Source organism: Candidatus Nitrosopumilus sp. bin_68KS (genome assembly GCF_054095825.1).
Genome location: NZ_JBSWSP010000030.1, coordinates 18,270 through 36,447, shown reverse-complemented (window position 1 = coordinate 36,447; position 18,178 = coordinate 18,270). Strand labels below are relative to the sequence as shown.

Below are 18,178 nucleotides of genomic sequence, written 5' to 3'. Positions count from 1 at the left end.
AACGTTAATGAAATTAATCAAAAAAGGTGCAGAAGCTGATATCTATCAAACTATGTGGCAAAACTCTAAAGCAATTTTAAAAATTCGAAAAGTAAAAAATTATCGTAATTCTTCACTTGATGCAAAAATTCGTAAACAAAGAACAATTAAAGAATCGCAAATGATATCTCATGCTAGAACCTTTCAAATACCAACACCCTTAGTTTATTTTGTTAATTTAGAAAAATCATATATCATAATGCAAGAAATTCCTGGAACTCCTGTTCATGATTTATCTGAATCTAAAATTATTAAACTATCAAAAGAAATTGGTAAGCTAGTTGGGAAATTACATCAAAACGGAATCATGCATGGTGATTTAACCACCTCAAACTTTATTCTATTCGAAAATCTAGTTTATGTCATTGATTTTGGATTATCTCAAAATACAATAAAACCTGAAGATCATGCAGTTGATTTGAGACTAATCAAGGAAATTCTTAACAGCGCTCATGCTAAAATTATGAAAAATGCTTGGAAGAAATTTCTTCTAGGTTACAAATCTGTAGTGGGTAATTCATATCATACAAAAATCACTAAATTGGTAGCAGAGATTGAAAGTCGTGGTAGATATGCAGAAGTCGTTTGATCTATTCTTTGTATCTTCAAATGATCACAAATATTCAGAAGCTAAAAGCATTTTAGAAACTTTTGGAATCAAACTTGGTTTTCTAAAATCAGAGTTGGAAGAACTTCAATCAAATTCACTTGATGACATAGCACTTCGAAAAGCAAAAGATGCATTTTCAAAATTTAAAAAACCTGTAATTATTGAAGATGATGGGTTATTCATTAATTCATTGTCTGGATTTCCTGGACCTTATTCATCATATGTTTTCAAAACTATTGGTAATGATGGAATTCTTAATCTGTTAAAAAATAACAGAAAAGCAAAATTTGTTTCAATCATTACATATTGTGATAAAACAAATTTACAATCCTTTAATGCAAAACTAGATGGCACTATATCTAAATCCATAAAAGGAAAAGGTTGGGGATATGATCCAATTTTTATTCCAAAAAATTCACAAAAAACGTTTGCTGAAATTAATGAAAAAAATAAATTATCTCATAGATACAAAGCTTTGAAAAAATTTTCTAATTGGTATTTGCATAAGTAGGAATAAAACGATCAATATATCGTTCATTATTTTGTAAGATTGAAATTCTTGATACTATACTTTCATCCATTATTGAAAATATCTTACTTTGTTTTGCAATTTCTTCACTAAATTTTTTTACTTCTTCCATTTCTAACATATTTTCATGTTCTAATCTGTTGGTAGAACGTCCAATATGCATATATGATTTTAATTCAATAAAGTGAGGGCTAGCTTTTCTAAACATTTCAGCAAATGCTGGAATCGTTTCTTTTTGGTCATTATAATTTCTGATTAATGTAATCCTTAGTACTGTTCTTGTATTCAGATCCTTTAACATATCTAAAGTTCTATTCCATCTCTCCCAAGAGTCATCGTATTTTGGCTTGTTAATACTGATAAATGATTCATAATCTGCAGCGTTTGTTGACAAATACAATTGAGTCGGTAATGCGTCTTCATCTTGTAATTTTTGAATCATGTCTGGTTCTTGCCCATTTGTTACAAGGAAAATTGATTTTGTTGCCTCTAGTGAATTTAGATATTTGATTAATTCAGGTAATTTTGGATACATTGTTGGTTCACCCGATAAAGAAATTGCGTAATGACTTGGAAGCAATGATTCATCTAATCTCTGTTTATCATTTCTAGAATCTCCATAGTATCCGTTGATCAGTTTTTTTCTTTCAGCCATTAGTTTTGTCAAAATCTCTTTTGGTTCTGCAACTTGTTCTGGTTCCATTTTCATTGAATCATAAAATTCCATGGGTCTCCAACAATATACACAACGATTCTCACAATGCATTCCAGCTGGAGAAAATTCCATACATCTGTGAGTTGAAATTCCATAAAATTTGTGTTTGTAACAGCTTCCTTCATGCTTGAATGATTTTTTTGTCCAATGACATAATTCTACTGTGGAATGATCTGCAACACCGTACTTTGCTTTTTTTAATTGCGCAGAGATTGCAGGCTTGATCTGAATTAATGGATCATCTGCTTCAACTACTTCGCCTGAACAACTCATTATTCCAATTCTTGTTCTGGTTTACTTAAATTGATCGAGTTTTTCTCCAAGATGGAAAATATTTCCAGAATTATTAAAAATCTGAGCCGATTTCAGAGTGAGGTTTAATTACTGGATCCTCTGGGTAATTTTAGGCATTGAAAAAAATACACATTTTACCGTTCCTATTGTTGCTTATCACTACATTAACCAGCATGCCTATCAGCCCAGCTTTTGCTGATGATGACTTGGATAAAGATGGTGTTGATGATTCAATTGATGCTTGTCCTAATCTGCGAGAAGATTATGAAGGTGCAATTGATGGTTGTCCATCAAACTTTGTCCCATGGTATGATGAAGACTTTGATGGAATAGAAGATCATCTTGATCAATGTCCGACTCTTAAAGAGAGATACAATAAATTCCAAGATGAAGATGGTTGCCCAGATTACTCTCCTGATGGAGGACCAGGTGGATTAGCTGATACAGATGGAGATGGAATTGTTGACTTGGTTGATAATTGTCCAAACCAACCAGAAACTTTCAATGGTGTCTTAGACACAGACGGTTGTCCTGATGATTTTGGTTCTGGTGATAGAGATAGAGATGGAGTTCCAGATGCTGTTGATAAATGTCCACTAAGTGCTGAGACTTACAATAGATTCCAAGATGAAGATGGTTGTCCTGACACTGTAACAGGTTCAGCTTTTATTGATTCAGATAATGATGGTATTGCCGATAAAATTGATTTATGTCCAAAAGAACCTGAAGTGTATAACGGGTACAGAGACACAGATGGCTGTCCTGATGTTGTTTTAGATACTACCTTTAATGATAAAGATGGTGACGGAATTGCAGACAAGTTTGATATTTGTCCAAACCAACCAGAAACTTTCAATAGATTTGCAGATTATGATGGTTGTCCTGATTCAGCTCCTGTATTAGATGGAGTTCTAAATGATGCAGATGGTGATAGAATAAAAGATATTGATGATGTTTGTCCATTAGAACCAGAACGATACAATGGATTCCAAGATGAAGATGGTTGTCCAGATATTCCTCCTTATTCAAGTGATCTTGATTCTGATCTTGATGGAATTCCAAATAGTATTGATCAATGTCCTGACGTAAAGGAAACTTACAATAGATTCCAAGACAATGATGGTTGTCCTGACTTTGTTGGTGTTGACAAAGGAATGCCCGACACTGACGGTGACGGAATTAATGATTATGTTGATCTTTGTCCAAACCAACCAGAAACTTTCAATGGTGTATTTGATAGAGACGGTTGTCCTGATACATTATCTACACAAGACAGAGATAGAGATGGAGTTCCAGATGGTATAGACAAATGTCCAACTGCTAAAGAGACTTACAATGGATTCCAAGATGAAGACGGTTGTCCTGATAGTGTTTCTGGATTAGGAAACTTTGACTTTGATAGAGATGGAATTCCTGATTTGAGAGATAAATGTCCACTTCAACCTGAAACTGTAAATGGATATCAAGATTTAGACGGTTGTCCTGATGTTGCAGTATTAGATTCAGATGGTGATGGAATTAGAGATGATTTAGATCAATGTCCTACATCTCCTGAAACTTGGAATAGATATCAAGATCATGATGGTTGTCCTGATAATCCATCAGAATTTGATTCTGACTTTGATAGTATTTTAGATTCAGTAGATCAATGCCCACTTGATAGAGAACGATACAACGGATTCCAAGATGAAGACGGTTGCCCTGATTACCCTGATTATATTACAAGCTTAGATTCTGATTATGATGGAATCGTTGATTCAAAAGATCAATGTCCATTAGCTCCAGAAACTTACAATAAATTCCAAGATGAAGACGGCTGCCCTGACTCTGTTGCAGATAACAAAGGAATTCCAGATACAGACGGTGATGGAATTAATGATTACAATGATCATTGTCCAAACCAACCAGAAACCTATAATGGAATTCTTGATAGAGACGGTTGTCCAGACAATTACATTGGAAAGAACGATCGTGATCTAGATGGTATTCCAGACGCAATTGATGCATGTCCAACAGCTAAAGAAACTTATAATAAATTCCAAGATGATGACGGTTGTCCAGACACTGTCTCAAAATCATTTGTAGTTGATACTGATAATGATGGCATAAATGATGTCTATGATGACTGTCCACTAGTAGCTGAAAACTATAATGGATTCCAAGATGAAGATGGATGTCCTGATGTTGATGATACACAACCTGATACTGATGGAGATGGTGTACCTGATGTAATGGATTTGTGTCCAAAACAAAATGAAGTTTGGAACAATTATGTTGATTATGATGGTTGTCCTGACACATTACCAATTGGAAATCTTAGAATAGATACTGATGGTGATGGAATATTTGATGATAATGATATGTGTCCTACTGACAAAGAAACTTGGAACAAGTATCTAGATAGTGACGGTTGCCCAGATATTGCTCCTGAACAATCAAGATTCAAGCATGATTCTGATTTGGATGGTATTCCTAACGACTATGATTTCTGTCCTCTAGAACCTGAAGATTATGATGGAGATACTGATTCTGATGGATGCCCTGACAATTAGGAGTGTCTGAACATGAATAAACAATTTCTTTTAGGATTTTTGATTTTACTTACTTCAACCATTGGTATGTTGCCAAGTAGTATTTCTGCTGCTCCGGGAATTGATACTGATGGAGACGGTGTCCCAAATAATATCGATCAATGCCCTAATCTTAAAGAGGATTATGATCCACAATATGGAAATAACATAGACGGTTGCCCTGCTGACTTTGTTCCATGGTATGATGCTGATTATGATGGTGTAGAAGATCATATCGATGATTGTCCTACAGTTAAAGAAACTTACAATAAAATCTTGGATGAAGATGGTTGCCCTGATTTATCAATTTATGCTTCCCAACAAATAGCTGATACTGATAATGACGGTTATCCTGATTACATGGATTCTTGTCCAAACCAACCTGAAACATTCAATGGAATTGATGATAAAGACGGCTGCCCTGATAATTATAAAACAATAAGGGATACTGATAGAGATGGTATTTCTGATACTTTAGACGAGTGTCCATTAGAACCTGAAACTTATAATAGATACCAAGACTTAGACGGTTGCCCTGATACCACTGATTCTACAATTTTACAATATCAATTCCCAGATACTGACGGTGATGGAATTATTGATAGGTGGGATTCATGTATTGATGAACCCGAAAACTATAATGATTATTTAGATTGGGATGGTTGTCCCGACATCCCTGGTGTCAATTCTTTGGAAGCACCTGACGCTGATTATGATGGTATTCCAGATGATAAAGATGAATGTCCATTAGATCGTGAAAATTACAACAAATTCCAAGATTCAGACGGTTGTCCTGACAGTATTATTTACAAAACAGTTGGTGATGTTGACGGTGACGGGATTTTAGATCAAAATGATTTATGTCCATTTAGTCCTGAAACTTACAATAAATTCCAAGACTCTGATGGCTGTCCTGATTATGTAGCAGACAACAAATTTGCATTTGATACTGACGGTGATGGAATTATTGATAACTTAGATTCTTGTCCAAACCAACCCGAAATTTACAATGGATTCCAAGACAAAGATGGTTGTCCAGACAGTTTTGATTCTAAATTGGATACTGATAGGGATGGAATACTAGATGTAGACGATGATTGTCCATTGCAACCTGAAACCTACAATAGATACCAAGACTTAGACGGCTGCCCAGATATTGCTAATTCAACTACCTTACAATATCAATTCCCAGATACTGACGGTGATGGAATCGAAGACAGATGGGATTCATGTATTGATGAACCAGAAAACTATAATGATTATTTAGATTGGGATGGTTGTCCAGACATTAAAGGAACAACTGCTGGTGATATGCTTGATGCTGACTATGACGGAATAGCAGATCATCTAGATGAATGTCCTACAATTGCTGAGAGATATAATAAATTCCAAGATGAAGACGGCTGCCCAGACAGTGTTGATTTCCAAACAGTAGCTGACGCTGATTTTGATGGGATCTATGATGATTTAGATCAATGTCCATTTGCTAAAGAAACTTACAATAAATTCCAAGACTCTGATGGCTGTCCTGATTATGTAGCAGACAACAAATTTGCATTTGATACTGACGGTGATGGAATTATTGATAACTTAGATTCTTGTCCAAACCAACCCGAAATTTACAATGGATTCCAAGACAAAGATGGTTGTCCAGACAGACTTAACTCTTCATTAGATTCTGATATGGATGGAATTCCAAATATCTTCGATGATTGTCCATTGCAACCTGAAACTTACAACAAATTCCAAGATTGGGACGGTTGTCCAGATACTGCTGATTCAACTACCTTACAATATCAATTCCCAGATACTGACGGTGATGGAATCGAAGACAGATGGGATTCATGTATTGATGAACCAGAAAACTATAATGGTTATTTAGACAAAGACGGCTGCCCAGACATTCTTGGTGCTGAATCAACAACACCAGTATATGCTGATTCAGATCGTGATGGCTACCCTGATGTACTTGATTCTTGTCCAAACAAACCTGAAACATGGAACAAGTATCTAGATTGGGACGGTTGTCCAGATATTGCACCTGAACAACAGAGATTTGTCCATGATGATGATCTTGATGGAATAATTAATGATCTAGATTTGTGTCCTAAAGATCCTGAGGATTATGATGGTGACAGAGATGAAGACGGCTGCCCAGATCCATAGAATCTATTCTTTGATTTTTAATTTCTAAAAAGAATGTATTTAACGCGAGACTTAATAAATACTTGATAATAGCGGAGTCATAGAATGGAAAAACAGTTTATTTTAGGATTTTTACTTTTACTTACTTCTACGATTGGTATGTTACCGGGTAGTGTTTATGGAAATGAACAAATTGATACTGACGGTGATGGGGTTCCAAACTCGATTGATTTTTGTCCTAATCTTAAAGAGGATTATGATCCACAATATGGAAATAACATAGATGGTTGTCCTGCTGACTTTGTTCCATGGTATGACGTTGATTATGATGGAATTCAAGATCATATAGATGGCTGTCCAACTGTCAAAGAAACTTACAATAAATTCCAAGATGAAGACGGCTGCCCAGATTTATCTCCAGATTCTGGAAAAGTAATAGCTGATACTGATAATGACGGTTATCCTGATTACATGGATTCTTGTCCAAACCAACCAGAAACTTTCAATGGCCTTGATGATAAGGACGGCTGTCCTGATGATGCTTCTAGTTTGAGGGATTCTGATAGAGACGGTATTTCTGATTCAATTGATGAATGCCCACTAGAATCTGAAACTTATAATTTTTACTTAGACAAAGACGGCTGTCCTGATACTGTAGATGATGTGTATTCACCATATAATTTTCCAGATACTGACGGTGATGGAATCGATGATAGATGGGATCAATGCTTAAACCAACCTGAAAACTATAATGGTTATTTAGATTGGGACGGCTGTTTTGATGTTCTTGGTGCATCAGCTAATGGATTAATTGATTCTGATTATGATAGCATTCTTGATTCAGTAGATATGTGTCCATTAGATCGTGAAAATTTTAATAACTTCCAAGATGAAGACGGTTGTCCTGATGAAGTTGAATATGCTGTATCTGGTGATACTGACGGTGATGGAATTTTAAATCAGTTTGATGTTTGTCCATACAACAAAGAAACATACAATAAATTCCAAGATGAAGACGGCTGCCCAGATTTTATTGGCGATAATACTCCTACTTATGATTCTGACGGTGATGGAATTGTTGATAATTTAGATCATTGTCCAAACCAACCTGAAACTTACAATGGAGTTTTGGATTCTGATGGATGTCCCGATAACCTAAACTCTACACTTGATTCTGATATGGATGGCATTCCAAATACTTTAGATGCATGTCCGCTAGAACCTGAAACGTATAATTTTTTCAAAGATGGAGATGGATGTCCTGACACAACCACTTCTATTGTTTCATCTTATATTTTCCCAGATACTGATGGTGATGGAATAGATGATCGATGGGATGCATGTATTGATGAACCTGAAAACTATAATGATTATCTAGACAAAGATGGTTGTCCAGATGTTCCTGGAATATCAAAATCAGCATTATCTGATCTTGATTATGATGGAATACCTGACATGTTTGATTTATGTCCAACAATTGGCGAAAGATATAATCAATTCCAAGATGAAGATGGTTGTCCAGATACTTTAGCATATGACTCTTTTGGAGATTCTGACCGAGATGGAATTCCAGATAATATTGATCAGTGTCCTCAATCCAGAGAAACTTACAATCACTTCCAAGATAGTGATGGCTGCCCTGATCTAATTTCAGATAATAAACCAACAGCTGATTCAGATGGTGATGGAATTGTTGACAACATAGATTCTTGTCCAAACCAACCTGAAACTTTCAATGGATTCCAAGACAAAGACGGTTGTCCTGATAATCATCATTCAACTCTTGATTCTGACCGAGATGGAATAATTGATTTATCTGATGCATGTCCGTTAGAGCCTGAAACTTACAACCATTATCAAGATGAGGATGGATGTCCTGATGCTACTGGTTCAAGTGTTTCATCATTTGCTTTCCCAGATACTGACGGTGATGGAATAGATGATAGAAAAGATGCATGTATTGATGAGCAGGAGAACTTTAATGGATATTTGGATTGGGATGGATGTCCTGATGTTTTAGCTGCTCAATCAACAACTCCGACAAAAATAGATTCAGATGGTGATGGATATCATGATGGAATTGATTCTTGCCCTAACCAACCTGAAACATGGAATAAATATCAAGATTGGGACGGTTGCCCAGACATTGCACCTGAGCAACAGAGATTTGTACATGATGATGATCTTGATGGAATAATTAACGATCTAGATCTGTGTCCTCTAGATCCTGAGGATTATGATGGTGACAGAGATGAAGACGGCTGCCCAGATAACTAAAATTAATCAAAATTTCTTAAAATGGTAAATATATTCATCATGTAAAGTAATTTTATGCTCCCAAAATTCTTAGCCAAAGCATTTCTAGCTCCTATGGCAGGAGTAAGTGATCCTGCATTAAGATTACAGTGTAAGCAAATGGGAGCTGGGCTTGTTGTTACTGAATTTACTAACATTCATAGTATAATAGCAAAAGAAAAGCAACTCAAAGAAAATATGCAAACAATTCAAAAATTCATTGAATATTCTGAAGAAGAACGTCCTCTGTCTGTTCAATTATTTGGTTCTGATCTTATGGCATTAGAAAAAGCTGCAAAGATTGTAGAACCCTATTTTGATATAATTGATTACAATATGGGTTGCCCTGCACCTCATATTACTCAACAAATGGCAGGAGGTGCTCTTTTGCAAGAAGTCAACCTAACTCAACAAATTTTCAGTACTCTTGTTAATGCTGTAAAAAAACCTGTAACTCTGAAGATTCGTTCAGGCGTTACTAATGCAAGTCAATTTCTTTTTCGAGATATTGCTGAAATTGCAGAAGATGAAGGGATTCAAATGATTACACTTCATCCAAGAACTGTTAGTCAAGGATATTCTGGAAATGCAGATTGGAAAATGATCAAAGAGCTCAAAGAAATTTCTAGCATTCCAATTGTTGGAAATGGGGATATCACTACTCCTGAAGACGCAAAAGAAATGTTGGATTACACTGGATGTGATTATGTTATGATTGGTCGTGGAGCCATGGGCAATCCATTTTTATTTGAACAAATCAATGACTATCTTACAACAAACTCTTATCATGAATATTCTTTCAATGATAGATTGGATTCTTTTTTTGATTATCTACACCTAACTACAAAATATAAAATCAAATTTGCAAATATTAAGAGTCAGGCAATGAGGTTTACTAAAGGCATGAAAGGGGGTTCAAAACTTCGTTCCAAAATTACAATATCACAAAATATTGCTGAATTAGAAAAAATTATGAATGCTGGATATTCTATATCTTAGAAATTTATAAAATTACTCTATTTTACTTTACATTTGTTTATATTATATCGATAATTAGTATTGAATTTTTAAACAATTTGGATTAATCTTATATATTTCATAATGACATTTTATGTATGAAAATTGGAGTTGAATCATAATTGGCAACAGCTTATGTTCTCATAAACTGTGAGCTTGGTTCTGAAGAAGCAGTAATCTCAGAATTAAAATCCATTGAAGGTGTAGTTGAAGTACATGGTACGTTTGGTGCATATGATATACTTGCCAAAGTTGAATCAGGTCAAGTTGAAGCATTACGTGAAACTATTACTTGGAAAATTAGAAAAATTCCAAAAATCCGTTCTACTCTGACCTTGATGGGTATTGAAGGCCAACAGTAATTCTCAATCTCTTTTGCTTTTATACTTAGATTGTAATACTAAACATCCCTTCAAAAAACATGTCCCCCAAAGGGATAACACACTGAGAGGAGTAGTTAACCTCTCAGTAGCACATTTCAAATAGAATTTTTTAAAAGAAAATAATTAGAGGGCTTCAGAACCGCTCTTTTTAGATGCAATGTTCAAAACACTTTCTACATTTTCTACAACGATAATTCCATCTCCACCTTTTCCTGTAAAAGCTGCATCAGCAATTGCGTTTGAAATTTTTTCTACATCTGAGTCATCAACAATTGTACTAACAGTTGCAACCGAGTTGTAGTCTTTAGTTATTGAACCTGTTCCTCTACCGGATCTGACTTGTTGTCGAATTCCAGATCCTCTGCCTTTTCCTTCCAGAATGGTAAATCCACCAACAAGGTCATTAATTGCCTCAGTGACAGCTCCCATTTTGGTTGCTTGAATAGTTGCCTCAATTCGTTTCATTTTCATTTGTTTTTTTAGTATTGTTTAAAAACGATCATATGTTTTTATTCCTATTTTATGATACATTATGATTCTTGGTTATTCCATTATCCACTGAGCTTTTTAGTATTAGAAAAAAGTAAGAATATGAAAAGTGATGAACGAAGATCTCATAGGCTGAATTATCTTTTAAAATACTATTTGACAAATCCTAAAGAAAATGATCTATATCTTAGAGCAAAACAGATGGGTATTTCTGATTCTACTGCCAAGGATTACATTAGAACAGTAATTATTCAAGCCCAAAAAATCTATTCACGATAAACTCCAAAAATATTTTGAAATTTTAAATTCTCATATCTTCAAGAAGAACTCAATCGAAATCTTAAACAAGGTATTCATAAATAATCAATAGGAGAGAAAAATACATGAATGATTCTTTGCTAGATGATGTCAAAGCACTTTTAGATAAAGACTTTGGGGATGATAGAATTCTAAAACAAATTTGTCGAGCTTGTGAAAATAATGAAGTAATTAGTAATTTTGAAAGAACATATGTTGAAAAACTTGCCCAAAAACATCTGGGAAAAAGACCTGAAATAATTCAAACTCCTTCTATTGAAAAACAACCAGCAATTCCTGATGTTGTATTTCCTGAAACCTTACCTTTTCAAAAAACGCAAACATTTCAATCAACAATACCAAAAATTTCTCATTCCAATTCAAAAAACTCTAAAGCAATTATGGGGATAGCAGGTATTGCCTTGGTAATAATTATTGCAGTTGCTGTAAGTTTTAGTGGAACTTCTGATGTAACTCAAAAAGTAGAAACCCCAAAAACTCTTGTACCAGTTACATTATCAATACAATCTGATTTGACATCATACAACAAAAAAGATTTAATTTCAATTAGTGGAACATCAAATACCTCTGGAACTGTAAACTTGTCAATTGAAAATTCAAAGAACGAACTAGTATGGGCAGAACAAGTATCAATAAAAAATAATGGGAAATATTCTACATTAGCTATTGCTGGTGGTGAAGGATGGGAATATTCTGGAACTTATACAATTAAAGTAGACAATGGAAAAGAAACAAAATCTATTACTTTTTCATTTAAAGGCTAATTTTTTTCAAACTCTTTCCAATGAGAATCAACTAAATCTCTTAGTTTTTCTACACTTACTTCGTGCATATATTCCCGATAAACAATGAATTTATTTTTTTTACTTGATTCTTCACTGTAAATATCACTTGTATTTTTAGGAATTACTCCTGTTTTCCATTGACCCATTTCAAAAATCCATACCGTGGAATCCGGATCTGAAAAATCAATATCATCACATCCTATGACATAAAGATAACATTTTGTAGACTGATTTAATTTCTCATGCAATTTTTCATATGCAATCATTTGACCTTTAGCAATGTTGATTTTATCGTTGTGAAATCCCTTGAATTCCAAGATTACAAAACCCCCTTTGTGCTCAATTAACCAATCAATATCTGTTCCACCTGATGCAATCATGCCATGAACAATAAGATCGCCTAAAACCTCTCTTCCACGAGTAAATTCTGCCTCATCAAAAATCTGATATTTGGCCTTTGGACTTTTACGAATTATTCGTTCTGGAAGATTTTCAGATTGAATTGAATTATTCTTTTCATATAATGTATCAATCAAATCACTGGTCTCATTGGCCATAAATTTGAAAGTTTTAAACTGAATGATAAGAGAGTTTGTAAAAATTAGTACAGTTTATGATTTATCTGCAGAAAAATTCTTCTCCTGTCCCCATATACAAAACAAAATATTCTTCAGGATTCTTTTTATCTATTTTAGCATTTAGAGCGTCTTGATACATATCAAAATGCTCTACTAGATACAGCTGTTCACCCGAATCTGCAAAATAATCAATCCCAACTAAGTTAAACCCAGTTTTAGGAGTTAACTTTATTTTTTCATCTTTAAATTTATCGTCTGTCAATTTTTTATTTTTTTAAAATATACTAATTATAAAATAATCATTGATCATAAATCATTAGATTCTTTTCTTCTAATAGTGCGTGTAAATTATGAACAGAACGATATACATCTGATTCTTTTTTAGCACCAGTACAAACCAATTTTCCAGAAGCAAATAACAAAATTACTGTCTTTGGATCTAACATTCTGTGAATAAGTCCGGGAAATTGTTCTGGCTCATACATGCTTCTTGGTAAAGTCCTTGCAGCTTTTTCTAAGTGAATTTTTCCACCAAGATTAATTGCTGCAACAATATTTTGAACTGTGATAACTGCATCTTTTTTAATCTTAATTTTCCCTTTTCTTAATTTTTGAACAACTGTGTTTACAGCTTTAATTGCCATCTCTTCAGATTTAGCACCAGTACAAACCATTTTTCCTGTTCTAAAAATCAACGTTGCAGTTCTAGGACTTTTTAATCTAAAAACAAGTCCGGGAAATTGCTCTGGATGATATTCTGTATCTGGAAATTTTTCTGTTATGTCATTAAGATCAATTTTTTGGTCTACTGATGCTGAGGCAACTACGTTTTCAACACTAACAATTGGCTTTGTTTGAGGCATAACGAGGGACTTTAAATAGCGCCTTTATATATACTAGTCATATTTTTTTGGATCTTTATGAGTCTTAATGATGTCCTATCCACTGATAGCGATATTCTTCATCAATTATGTCTGAGACAATTTCTGTATTTTTGATTTTCATTTTTGGTAAATTAACCTCAAAAAATCCTAACTGACCTTTCCATGGAATTGGAATTCTCAATGATTTTGCATTTTTTAATTTAAATCCAAAAACTTTGTCATGAAATTTTTTTGATGCTAAATGAAATTTTTGATCTATTTTTACTTCCTTAATTGAATTGTATTTTTTAACATCATAAATCTCAGCTTTTCCAATAATTGCCCCTGTCACAAATTTCATATTCATTTTTAATCTCTTGCAATCATCTGTCCTGATTTTAATTGGTGCATGAATTAAAAAATCTCCACGAAAATTAGTGTTCCATTTTCGTAATTCTATAGTTTTTTTTCCTGAAATTATTAAATTGGCAAATGGTTGTGAAACTGAAAGACATTTCAAATTTTATTCAGTAGCTGCTTTGATGAATTGCCCTGGATTTTTACCTCTTCCTTCAGGCAAATTTGTAATTCCGCCAGTTAAACTTTGAGTGATTATTCCTTTACTAGCCAAAACTTGTGCTGTCATAAGTGACGTATTTCCTGCCATACATACTAACAATGATTTTCCTTTTGTCCCATTTAGTTCATTATTTAGCTCTTCTGGAATTTGCTGTGTGGATAACAAGTCATTAATCGTACTTGCTTTAGGTATGGATATTTTTGCTTTATTAACCCCTAATGACCTTGCAATCATTTCTATACCCTCCTCTTTTGGAGTATACTGAGTGTGAACCCAAATTATTTTATCATAATCATCTGCAATTGATGCTGCATCTTGTAAGGAAATTGTAATTGGAATTTGATTTTTTGATATTTGTTCAAAATTCTTCTTATACTTTCCAATCCCATCAGCTACAATCACTACAAATTTACTGTGATTTCCTGAGCTTGCCATCTGTATTACAGAAAATAATGCTAGGGCTGTACTTTCTCCTATGTCATGACCTTTGTCAACAAAGAACTTTAAAAGAAATTTTGCCTTTTCGTAATCTATTTCGTGTTCTGCAGCAAATGTTTCAGGTTTGTAGAGTGTTAATCCCATAGCCTTGGCTTTAGTTCTAATCCCTGCAACATCTTGGCCTGGACTAGGAAAAACAACATGAACTGATTTTTTATCATATTTTTCAGCAACATATTGACTCAAACCTCCAGAAGTTCCTCCAGTACCAAATGAGCAAACAATCTGATAATCTTCTAACGAGTCTCCACTTTCATGTAATTGCTGGTCAATTTCTACACCTGTTACAGTTCTATGAATTTCTGTATTCAATTCATTATCGTATTGTTTTGGACAGAATAAACCATAAATTTTTGCTAATAATCTTGCTAAATTTATGATATCTTGTTTGGCCAATAATTTTTCAATCTCTTGAATATTTATGTCAAAAATTTCAGGATTAAACCCAAGCTCTGATAACTGTGAACGAATATTCCCTGCAGTTGCTTTTGCAGCTAATTCATCAGCTTTATTTTCCATTCCTGGTGCTGGACAAATATCCATATCCAAATCCATAATTCGAATATTCTCGTCTCTTAATTCTTTAAACACTCCTTCTTGTAATTTTCTAGATACAAGTGCCACAACATTTACTCCAATTTTTGATAATTGTCCAAGTGCAATTCCAAAGTTTCCTGAAGTAGCTTCTATAACAGTTTGATTTTCTTTTAATTTTCCTGAAACAATTGCATTATGAATAATATGAGCAGCAGCTCTAACTTTGATTGAACCGCTAAGTAATGTAGAATCAAATTTTCCATAAATTTTTAAATTTTTATTATCAAGATCTAACTTGTAGACTTTTTTGGCGCATTCCTTCAAATCTGTTGTCAAGTCAACTAATGGTGTTGGGTTTACTACTTTGTTATCTTCTAGATGGGGAATTTTATTCCATATTTGCTCTTCAAATTTTTGCAATAGAGCATTATCCATATCGTTATCTTGATTTTCAGTCATTTCTATCTCTCTAAATTTGCTTCATTTCTAATCTCATATAAAATATCTCATAAGAAAAATAGTATGAAATAAATTTTTGATTTTTATTTACACATCTAAAATACTAATCACCTTACTGGGAATATCTTTTAACCTACTAACGGCCATAGTTTTTTCATAACCTAAATGTTTTAGATTATTTGCAATTGTGGTTGCTCTTACGGTGTTTGGACCGAGGCCTAAAGATACCATATTGATGCCTAATCCTTTGAATGATTTGGTCATTATTCTTACTGCATCAGGATCTGAAGGTTCTCCATCTGTTAATGTCAAAAAAATATCTGGTCTTTTTGATTGTAAAATTGGAAACATCTTATCGTATACCTCTGCCAGTGGTGTAGACCCATTGGCTACAATTTGAGCTAATCTTTTTGCAGTAATGCTATTCCATTTTACATTATCTGGTTTAACTGACCAGCATACAACTGCTCTATTTTCTGTGCTAAATGCGTATACTGCAAATTTTACTTTAAGATAAGACAAAACTTCACATAACGCCAATGTTGCTTTTTTGTATTCTATTGCATCTGATGCAATACTTGAAGAATGATCTAACAATATTACAATTTTAGTTTTAATTGATTTTTTTACATCTGTAAAGAATGGCTCATTTCCTTCAATGTAATTTTCTTCATCAAACTCATCTCCAGTTCTTAGATGTTGTTCTTTCCAACCTGTATTCCATTCTTTAAATTTTATTTTTAATCCATTAATCAAACTCATATCATAAATTGCTGTTTCATCAACATTTTTTGTAGAAGGAATTTGAACTCCAATTGCTTCTGGACTAAATCCCTTGTTTTCTGTTTTTTTATTTTCATCCAGTAATACTTTGTATTCGTCAAAAATATTTTCTCCTCTCATTATAGATGCTGGATCTATTGATCCAAAATCTCCTTCTTTATTCTTTGAAATTACCTTTAGAACTTTTAGTAATTCTTCTTCGGATAATGCCATTCCTGCTTTCATAAAAGGCAAAGATATCGGAATTGTTAGAAGTGAATCAATATCTAGAATTTTAATTATTTGACTCACGTTTTCTTCAAGCCATTCAGTATCATAATTTTCATCAATTGCTTTGTTGACTATTTTATTTGCAAATGCTGATGCTTTTTTTATTTGCTCAAATTGACTAGATTGGATTTCTCCTTTTATTGCTCCAAACATGAAATATTGATAGAATGCTTCCACTATCCTTGCTTTTCCATAAACTGAATGCAGTTGTGGTCGTGCAACAAGCATGTAAGTATAATTAAAGATAATCTCATCATCCATACCTTTCCAAATTTCCCTACCTAGTTTTTCTACTCTTTGTGTTTCCAATGTGTTGAGAATAAACCCAAATGCATGATCATTACTAAGAATTTTTTTGCAGAATTTAACCCTCATTGCTTCATACCATAATGACGTTCTAAATTGACGATATTTTTGAAAATCATTCCCAATTCTTTTTTCTAGAGGAGTTAAGATTACTTTACTTTCATTTAATCTTGTTCTTGTTTCAACTTTATCTGAAATTTCTACAATCATTTTTTCTTTTTCAGCCCATCTTCTTACGAGAAAAGTGGCAATCTCTACAATAGATTCTGTTTGTAGTTGAATTGCTTGCATTTAATTACCAAACATTGATGTAATGATGTCACTTACCTTTTGATACTCTATACTTCCCCATTGTGTGTAAACATTTCCAAAAACAAATTTTGCTGCTTCTTTTGCAGACATGCCTTTATCTAATAATTTTGCAAATGCAATAGTTTCTCGCAAGCTAGGTGAGTAAAATAATTCTTCAACAGCAGCTGCTTGTCTTAATGTATTTGCTAATTTTATCGCTTGAATAATTTCTGATTCATGTTCTCCAGAAATATGTTTTTTTACAATTTCTAATTCAATATCTTCTGGAGGGTATTCTAATCTAATTCGTACTGGGAATCTACTTAGTATTTGAGGTGGTAATTCTTTTGTTCCACTATGAGTTAATGGATTTATTGTTGCAACTACAAACCAATTTTCTTTTGCTTTGATTAATTCTCCTGTAGATTCTTTTAGTACGATTTGGCGTCTATCATCTAATGCTTCATCCAGTCTAAGTAATACATCAGCTTCTGCTGCGTTAATTTCATCCAAGTATAACATGTTTCCTTCTTTCATTGATTTGATCAAAACCCCTTCGTCAAAGGTGACAGTTCCATTAGTAAGAGTTTTTGATCCCACCAGATGACTTTCTCTTGTTCTGAGGCTAAAATTAATTGATTGTAGATTCACATTTTTACTCTTTGCAAAATCTCTGACCAAGGATGTTTTTCCAGTACCTTTTGGTCCAATAATTAGAACAAAAAGACCTGCTTCAAATGCTTTGTTTAGTATCTGAGTGGAATTATTCCAATCAAGATATTGAATTTCTCCCAAAGTATGTTTTCGTTGATTTAAACAATATT

Annotated in this window: 18 protein-coding genes; 9 read left to right on the top strand and 9 right to left on the bottom strand. The window is 33.5% G+C overall.

The window, feature by feature from the left end; genetic code table 11:
• Positions 1-7: 7 nt before the first annotated feature.
• A complete protein-coding gene (locus ACW9W3_RS10570) occupies positions 8-628 on the top strand; it encodes a KEOPS complex kinase/ATPase Bud32 (protein WP_457766094.1) in 621 nt (206 codons plus the stop codon).
• The gene (gene rdgB / locus ACW9W3_RS10565; protein ID WP_457766093.1) at positions 612-1,160 is read left to right on the top strand and encodes an RdgB/HAM1 family non-canonical purine NTP pyrophosphatase; all 549 of its coding nucleotides are present in this window, start codon (positions 612-614) and stop codon (positions 1,158-1,160) included. The genes ACW9W3_RS10570 and rdgB overlap by 17 nt, the downstream gene beginning before the upstream one ends.
• Here rdgB and twy1 read toward each other — a convergent pair.
• A complete protein-coding gene (twy1, locus tag ACW9W3_RS10560) occupies positions 1,138-2,166 on the bottom strand; it encodes a 4-demethylwyosine synthase TYW1 (protein WP_457766092.1) in 1,029 nt (342 codons plus the stop codon). The genes rdgB and twy1 overlap by 23 nt on opposite strands.
• A 194-nt stretch (positions 2,167-2,360) precedes the next feature.
• On the opposite strand from twy1, the gene ACW9W3_RS10555 reads away from it, so the two are divergent.
• The 5 genes from ACW9W3_RS10555 (at position 2,361) to ACW9W3_RS10535 (ending at position 10,576) form a co-directional block, all read left to right on the top strand.
• Positions 2,361-4,739: a thrombospondin type 3 repeat-containing protein gene (locus ACW9W3_RS10555; RefSeq protein WP_457766108.1), complete on the top strand. Its 2,379-nt coding sequence runs from the start codon at positions 2,361-2,363 to the stop codon at positions 4,737-4,739.
• 12 nt (positions 4,740-4,751) lie between these two features.
• Positions 4,752-6,923 (top strand): thrombospondin type 3 repeat-containing protein, encoded by a 2,172-nt coding sequence (locus ACW9W3_RS10550; protein WP_457766091.1) that lies wholly within the window; start codon positions 4,752-4,754, stop codon positions 6,921-6,923.
• Positions 6,924-7,007: 84 nt separating this feature from the next.
• Entirely contained in the window at positions 7,008-9,179 is a 2,172-nt protein-coding gene (locus ACW9W3_RS10545) for a thrombospondin type 3 repeat-containing protein (protein ID WP_457766090.1), read from the top strand.
• Between the two features lie 54 nt (positions 9,180-9,233).
• Entirely contained in the window at positions 9,234-10,196 is a 963-nt protein-coding gene (gene dusB, locus ACW9W3_RS10540; RefSeq protein ID WP_457766089.1) for a tRNA dihydrouridine synthase DusB, read from the top strand.
• A 140-nt stretch (positions 10,197-10,336) separates the two neighbouring features.
• Positions 10,337-10,576, top strand: coding sequence for an Lrp/AsnC family transcriptional regulator (locus ACW9W3_RS10535; RefSeq protein WP_048071573.1), 240 nt, complete (start codon positions 10,337-10,339; stop codon positions 10,574-10,576).
• Positions 10,577-10,720: 144 nt separating this feature from the next.
• Here ACW9W3_RS10535 and ACW9W3_RS10530 read toward each other — a convergent pair whose 3' ends face one another.
• The gene (locus ACW9W3_RS10530) at positions 10,721-11,062 is read right to left on the bottom strand and encodes a P-II family nitrogen regulator (protein WP_457766088.1); all 342 of its coding nucleotides are present in this window, start codon (positions 11,060-11,062) and stop codon (positions 10,721-10,723) included.
• Positions 11,063-11,188: 126 nt separating this feature from the next.
• Between ACW9W3_RS10530 and ACW9W3_RS10525 the strand changes: the two genes are divergently transcribed.
• Entirely contained in the window at positions 11,189-11,365 is a 177-nt protein-coding gene (locus ACW9W3_RS10525) for a hypothetical protein (RefSeq protein ID WP_457766087.1), read from the top strand.
• Between the two features lie 104 nt (positions 11,366-11,469).
• Complete coding sequence (locus ACW9W3_RS10520) at positions 11,470-12,168, top strand: hypothetical protein (protein ID WP_457766086.1); 699 nt, start codon at positions 11,470-11,472, stop codon at positions 12,166-12,168.
• Here ACW9W3_RS10520 and ACW9W3_RS10515 read toward each other — a convergent pair.
• From ACW9W3_RS10515 to ACW9W3_RS10485, 7 genes are all read right to left on the bottom strand, one after another.
• Complete coding sequence (locus tag ACW9W3_RS10515; RefSeq protein WP_457766085.1) at positions 12,165-12,746, bottom strand: hypothetical protein; 582 nt, start codon at positions 12,744-12,746, stop codon at positions 12,165-12,167. The two genes, ACW9W3_RS10520 and ACW9W3_RS10515, sit on opposite strands and share 4 nt — an antisense overlap.
• 61 nt (positions 12,747-12,807) lie before the next feature.
• Positions 12,808-13,029: a hypothetical protein gene (locus ACW9W3_RS10510; protein ID WP_457766084.1), complete on the bottom strand. Its 222-nt coding sequence runs from the start codon at positions 13,027-13,029 to the stop codon at positions 12,808-12,810.
• A gap of 37 nt (positions 13,030-13,066) precedes the next feature.
• Positions 13,067-13,630: a TATA-box-binding protein gene (locus ACW9W3_RS10505; protein ID WP_048115071.1), complete on the bottom strand. Its 564-nt coding sequence runs from the start codon at positions 13,628-13,630 to the stop codon at positions 13,067-13,069.
• Positions 13,631-13,694: 64 nt separating this feature from the next.
• Entirely contained in the window at positions 13,695-14,150 is a 456-nt protein-coding gene (locus ACW9W3_RS10500; RefSeq protein ID WP_457766083.1) for an ASCH domain-containing protein, read from the bottom strand.
• Positions 14,151-14,153: 3 nt separating this feature from the next.
• Positions 14,154-15,704 (bottom strand): pyridoxal-phosphate dependent enzyme, encoded by a 1,551-nt coding sequence (locus ACW9W3_RS10495; protein ID WP_457766082.1) that lies wholly within the window; start codon positions 15,702-15,704, stop codon positions 14,154-14,156.
• A gap of 87 nt (positions 15,705-15,791) precedes the next feature.
• A complete protein-coding gene (locus ACW9W3_RS10490) occupies positions 15,792-17,354 on the bottom strand; it encodes a VWA domain-containing protein (RefSeq protein WP_457766081.1) in 1,563 nt (520 codons plus the stop codon).
• Positions 17,355-18,149, bottom strand: a complete 795-nt coding sequence (locus ACW9W3_RS10485; protein WP_457766080.1) for an AAA family ATPase — start codon at positions 18,147-18,149, stop codon at positions 17,355-17,357. It lies immediately after the preceding gene.
• Between the last annotated feature and the right edge of the window lie 29 nt (positions 18,150-18,178).

What these genes read in the sequence shown, in the direction of transcription:
- ACW9W3_RS10570 (WP_457766094.1), top strand. Translation starts at nt 8, where the DNA reads ATGAAATTAATCAAAAAAGGTGCAGAAGCTGATATCTATCAAACTATG.
- rdgB (WP_457766093.1), top strand. Translation starts at nt 612, where the DNA reads ATGCAGAAGTCGTTTGATCTATTCTTTGTATCTTCAAATGATCACAAA.
- twy1 (WP_457766092.1), bottom strand. Translation starts at nt 2,166, where the DNA reads ATGAGTTGTTCAGGCGAAGTAGTTGAAGCAGATGATCCATTAATTCAG.
- ACW9W3_RS10555 (WP_457766108.1), top strand. Translation starts at nt 2,361, where the DNA reads ATGCCTATCAGCCCAGCTTTTGCTGATGATGACTTGGATAAAGATGGT.
- ACW9W3_RS10550 (WP_457766091.1), top strand. Translation starts at nt 4,752, where the DNA reads ATGAATAAACAATTTCTTTTAGGATTTTTGATTTTACTTACTTCAACC.
- ACW9W3_RS10545 (WP_457766090.1), top strand. Translation starts at nt 7,008, where the DNA reads ATGGAAAAACAGTTTATTTTAGGATTTTTACTTTTACTTACTTCTACG.
- dusB (WP_457766089.1), top strand. Translation starts at nt 9,234, where the DNA reads ATGCTCCCAAAATTCTTAGCCAAAGCATTTCTAGCTCCTATGGCAGGA.
- ACW9W3_RS10530 (WP_457766088.1), bottom strand. Translation starts at nt 11,062, where the DNA reads ATGAAACGAATTGAGGCAACTATTCAAGCAACCAAAATGGGAGCTGTC.
- ACW9W3_RS10525 (WP_457766087.1), top strand. Translation starts at nt 11,189, where the DNA reads ATGAAAAGTGATGAACGAAGATCTCATAGGCTGAATTATCTTTTAAAA.
- ACW9W3_RS10520 (WP_457766086.1), top strand. Translation starts at nt 11,470, where the DNA reads ATGAATGATTCTTTGCTAGATGATGTCAAAGCACTTTTAGATAAAGAC.
- ACW9W3_RS10515 (WP_457766085.1), bottom strand. Translation starts at nt 12,746, where the DNA reads ATGGCCAATGAGACCAGTGATTTGATTGATACATTATATGAAAAGAAT.
- ACW9W3_RS10505 (WP_048115071.1), bottom strand. Translation starts at nt 13,630, where the DNA reads ATGCCTCAAACAAAGCCAATTGTTAGTGTTGAAAACGTAGTTGCCTCA.
- ACW9W3_RS10495 (WP_457766082.1), bottom strand. Translation starts at nt 15,704, where the DNA reads ATGACTGAAAATCAAGATAACGATATGGATAATGCTCTATTGCAAAAA.
- ACW9W3_RS10490 (WP_457766081.1), bottom strand. Translation starts at nt 17,354, where the DNA reads ATGCAAGCAATTCAACTACAAACAGAATCTATTGTAGAGATTGCCACT.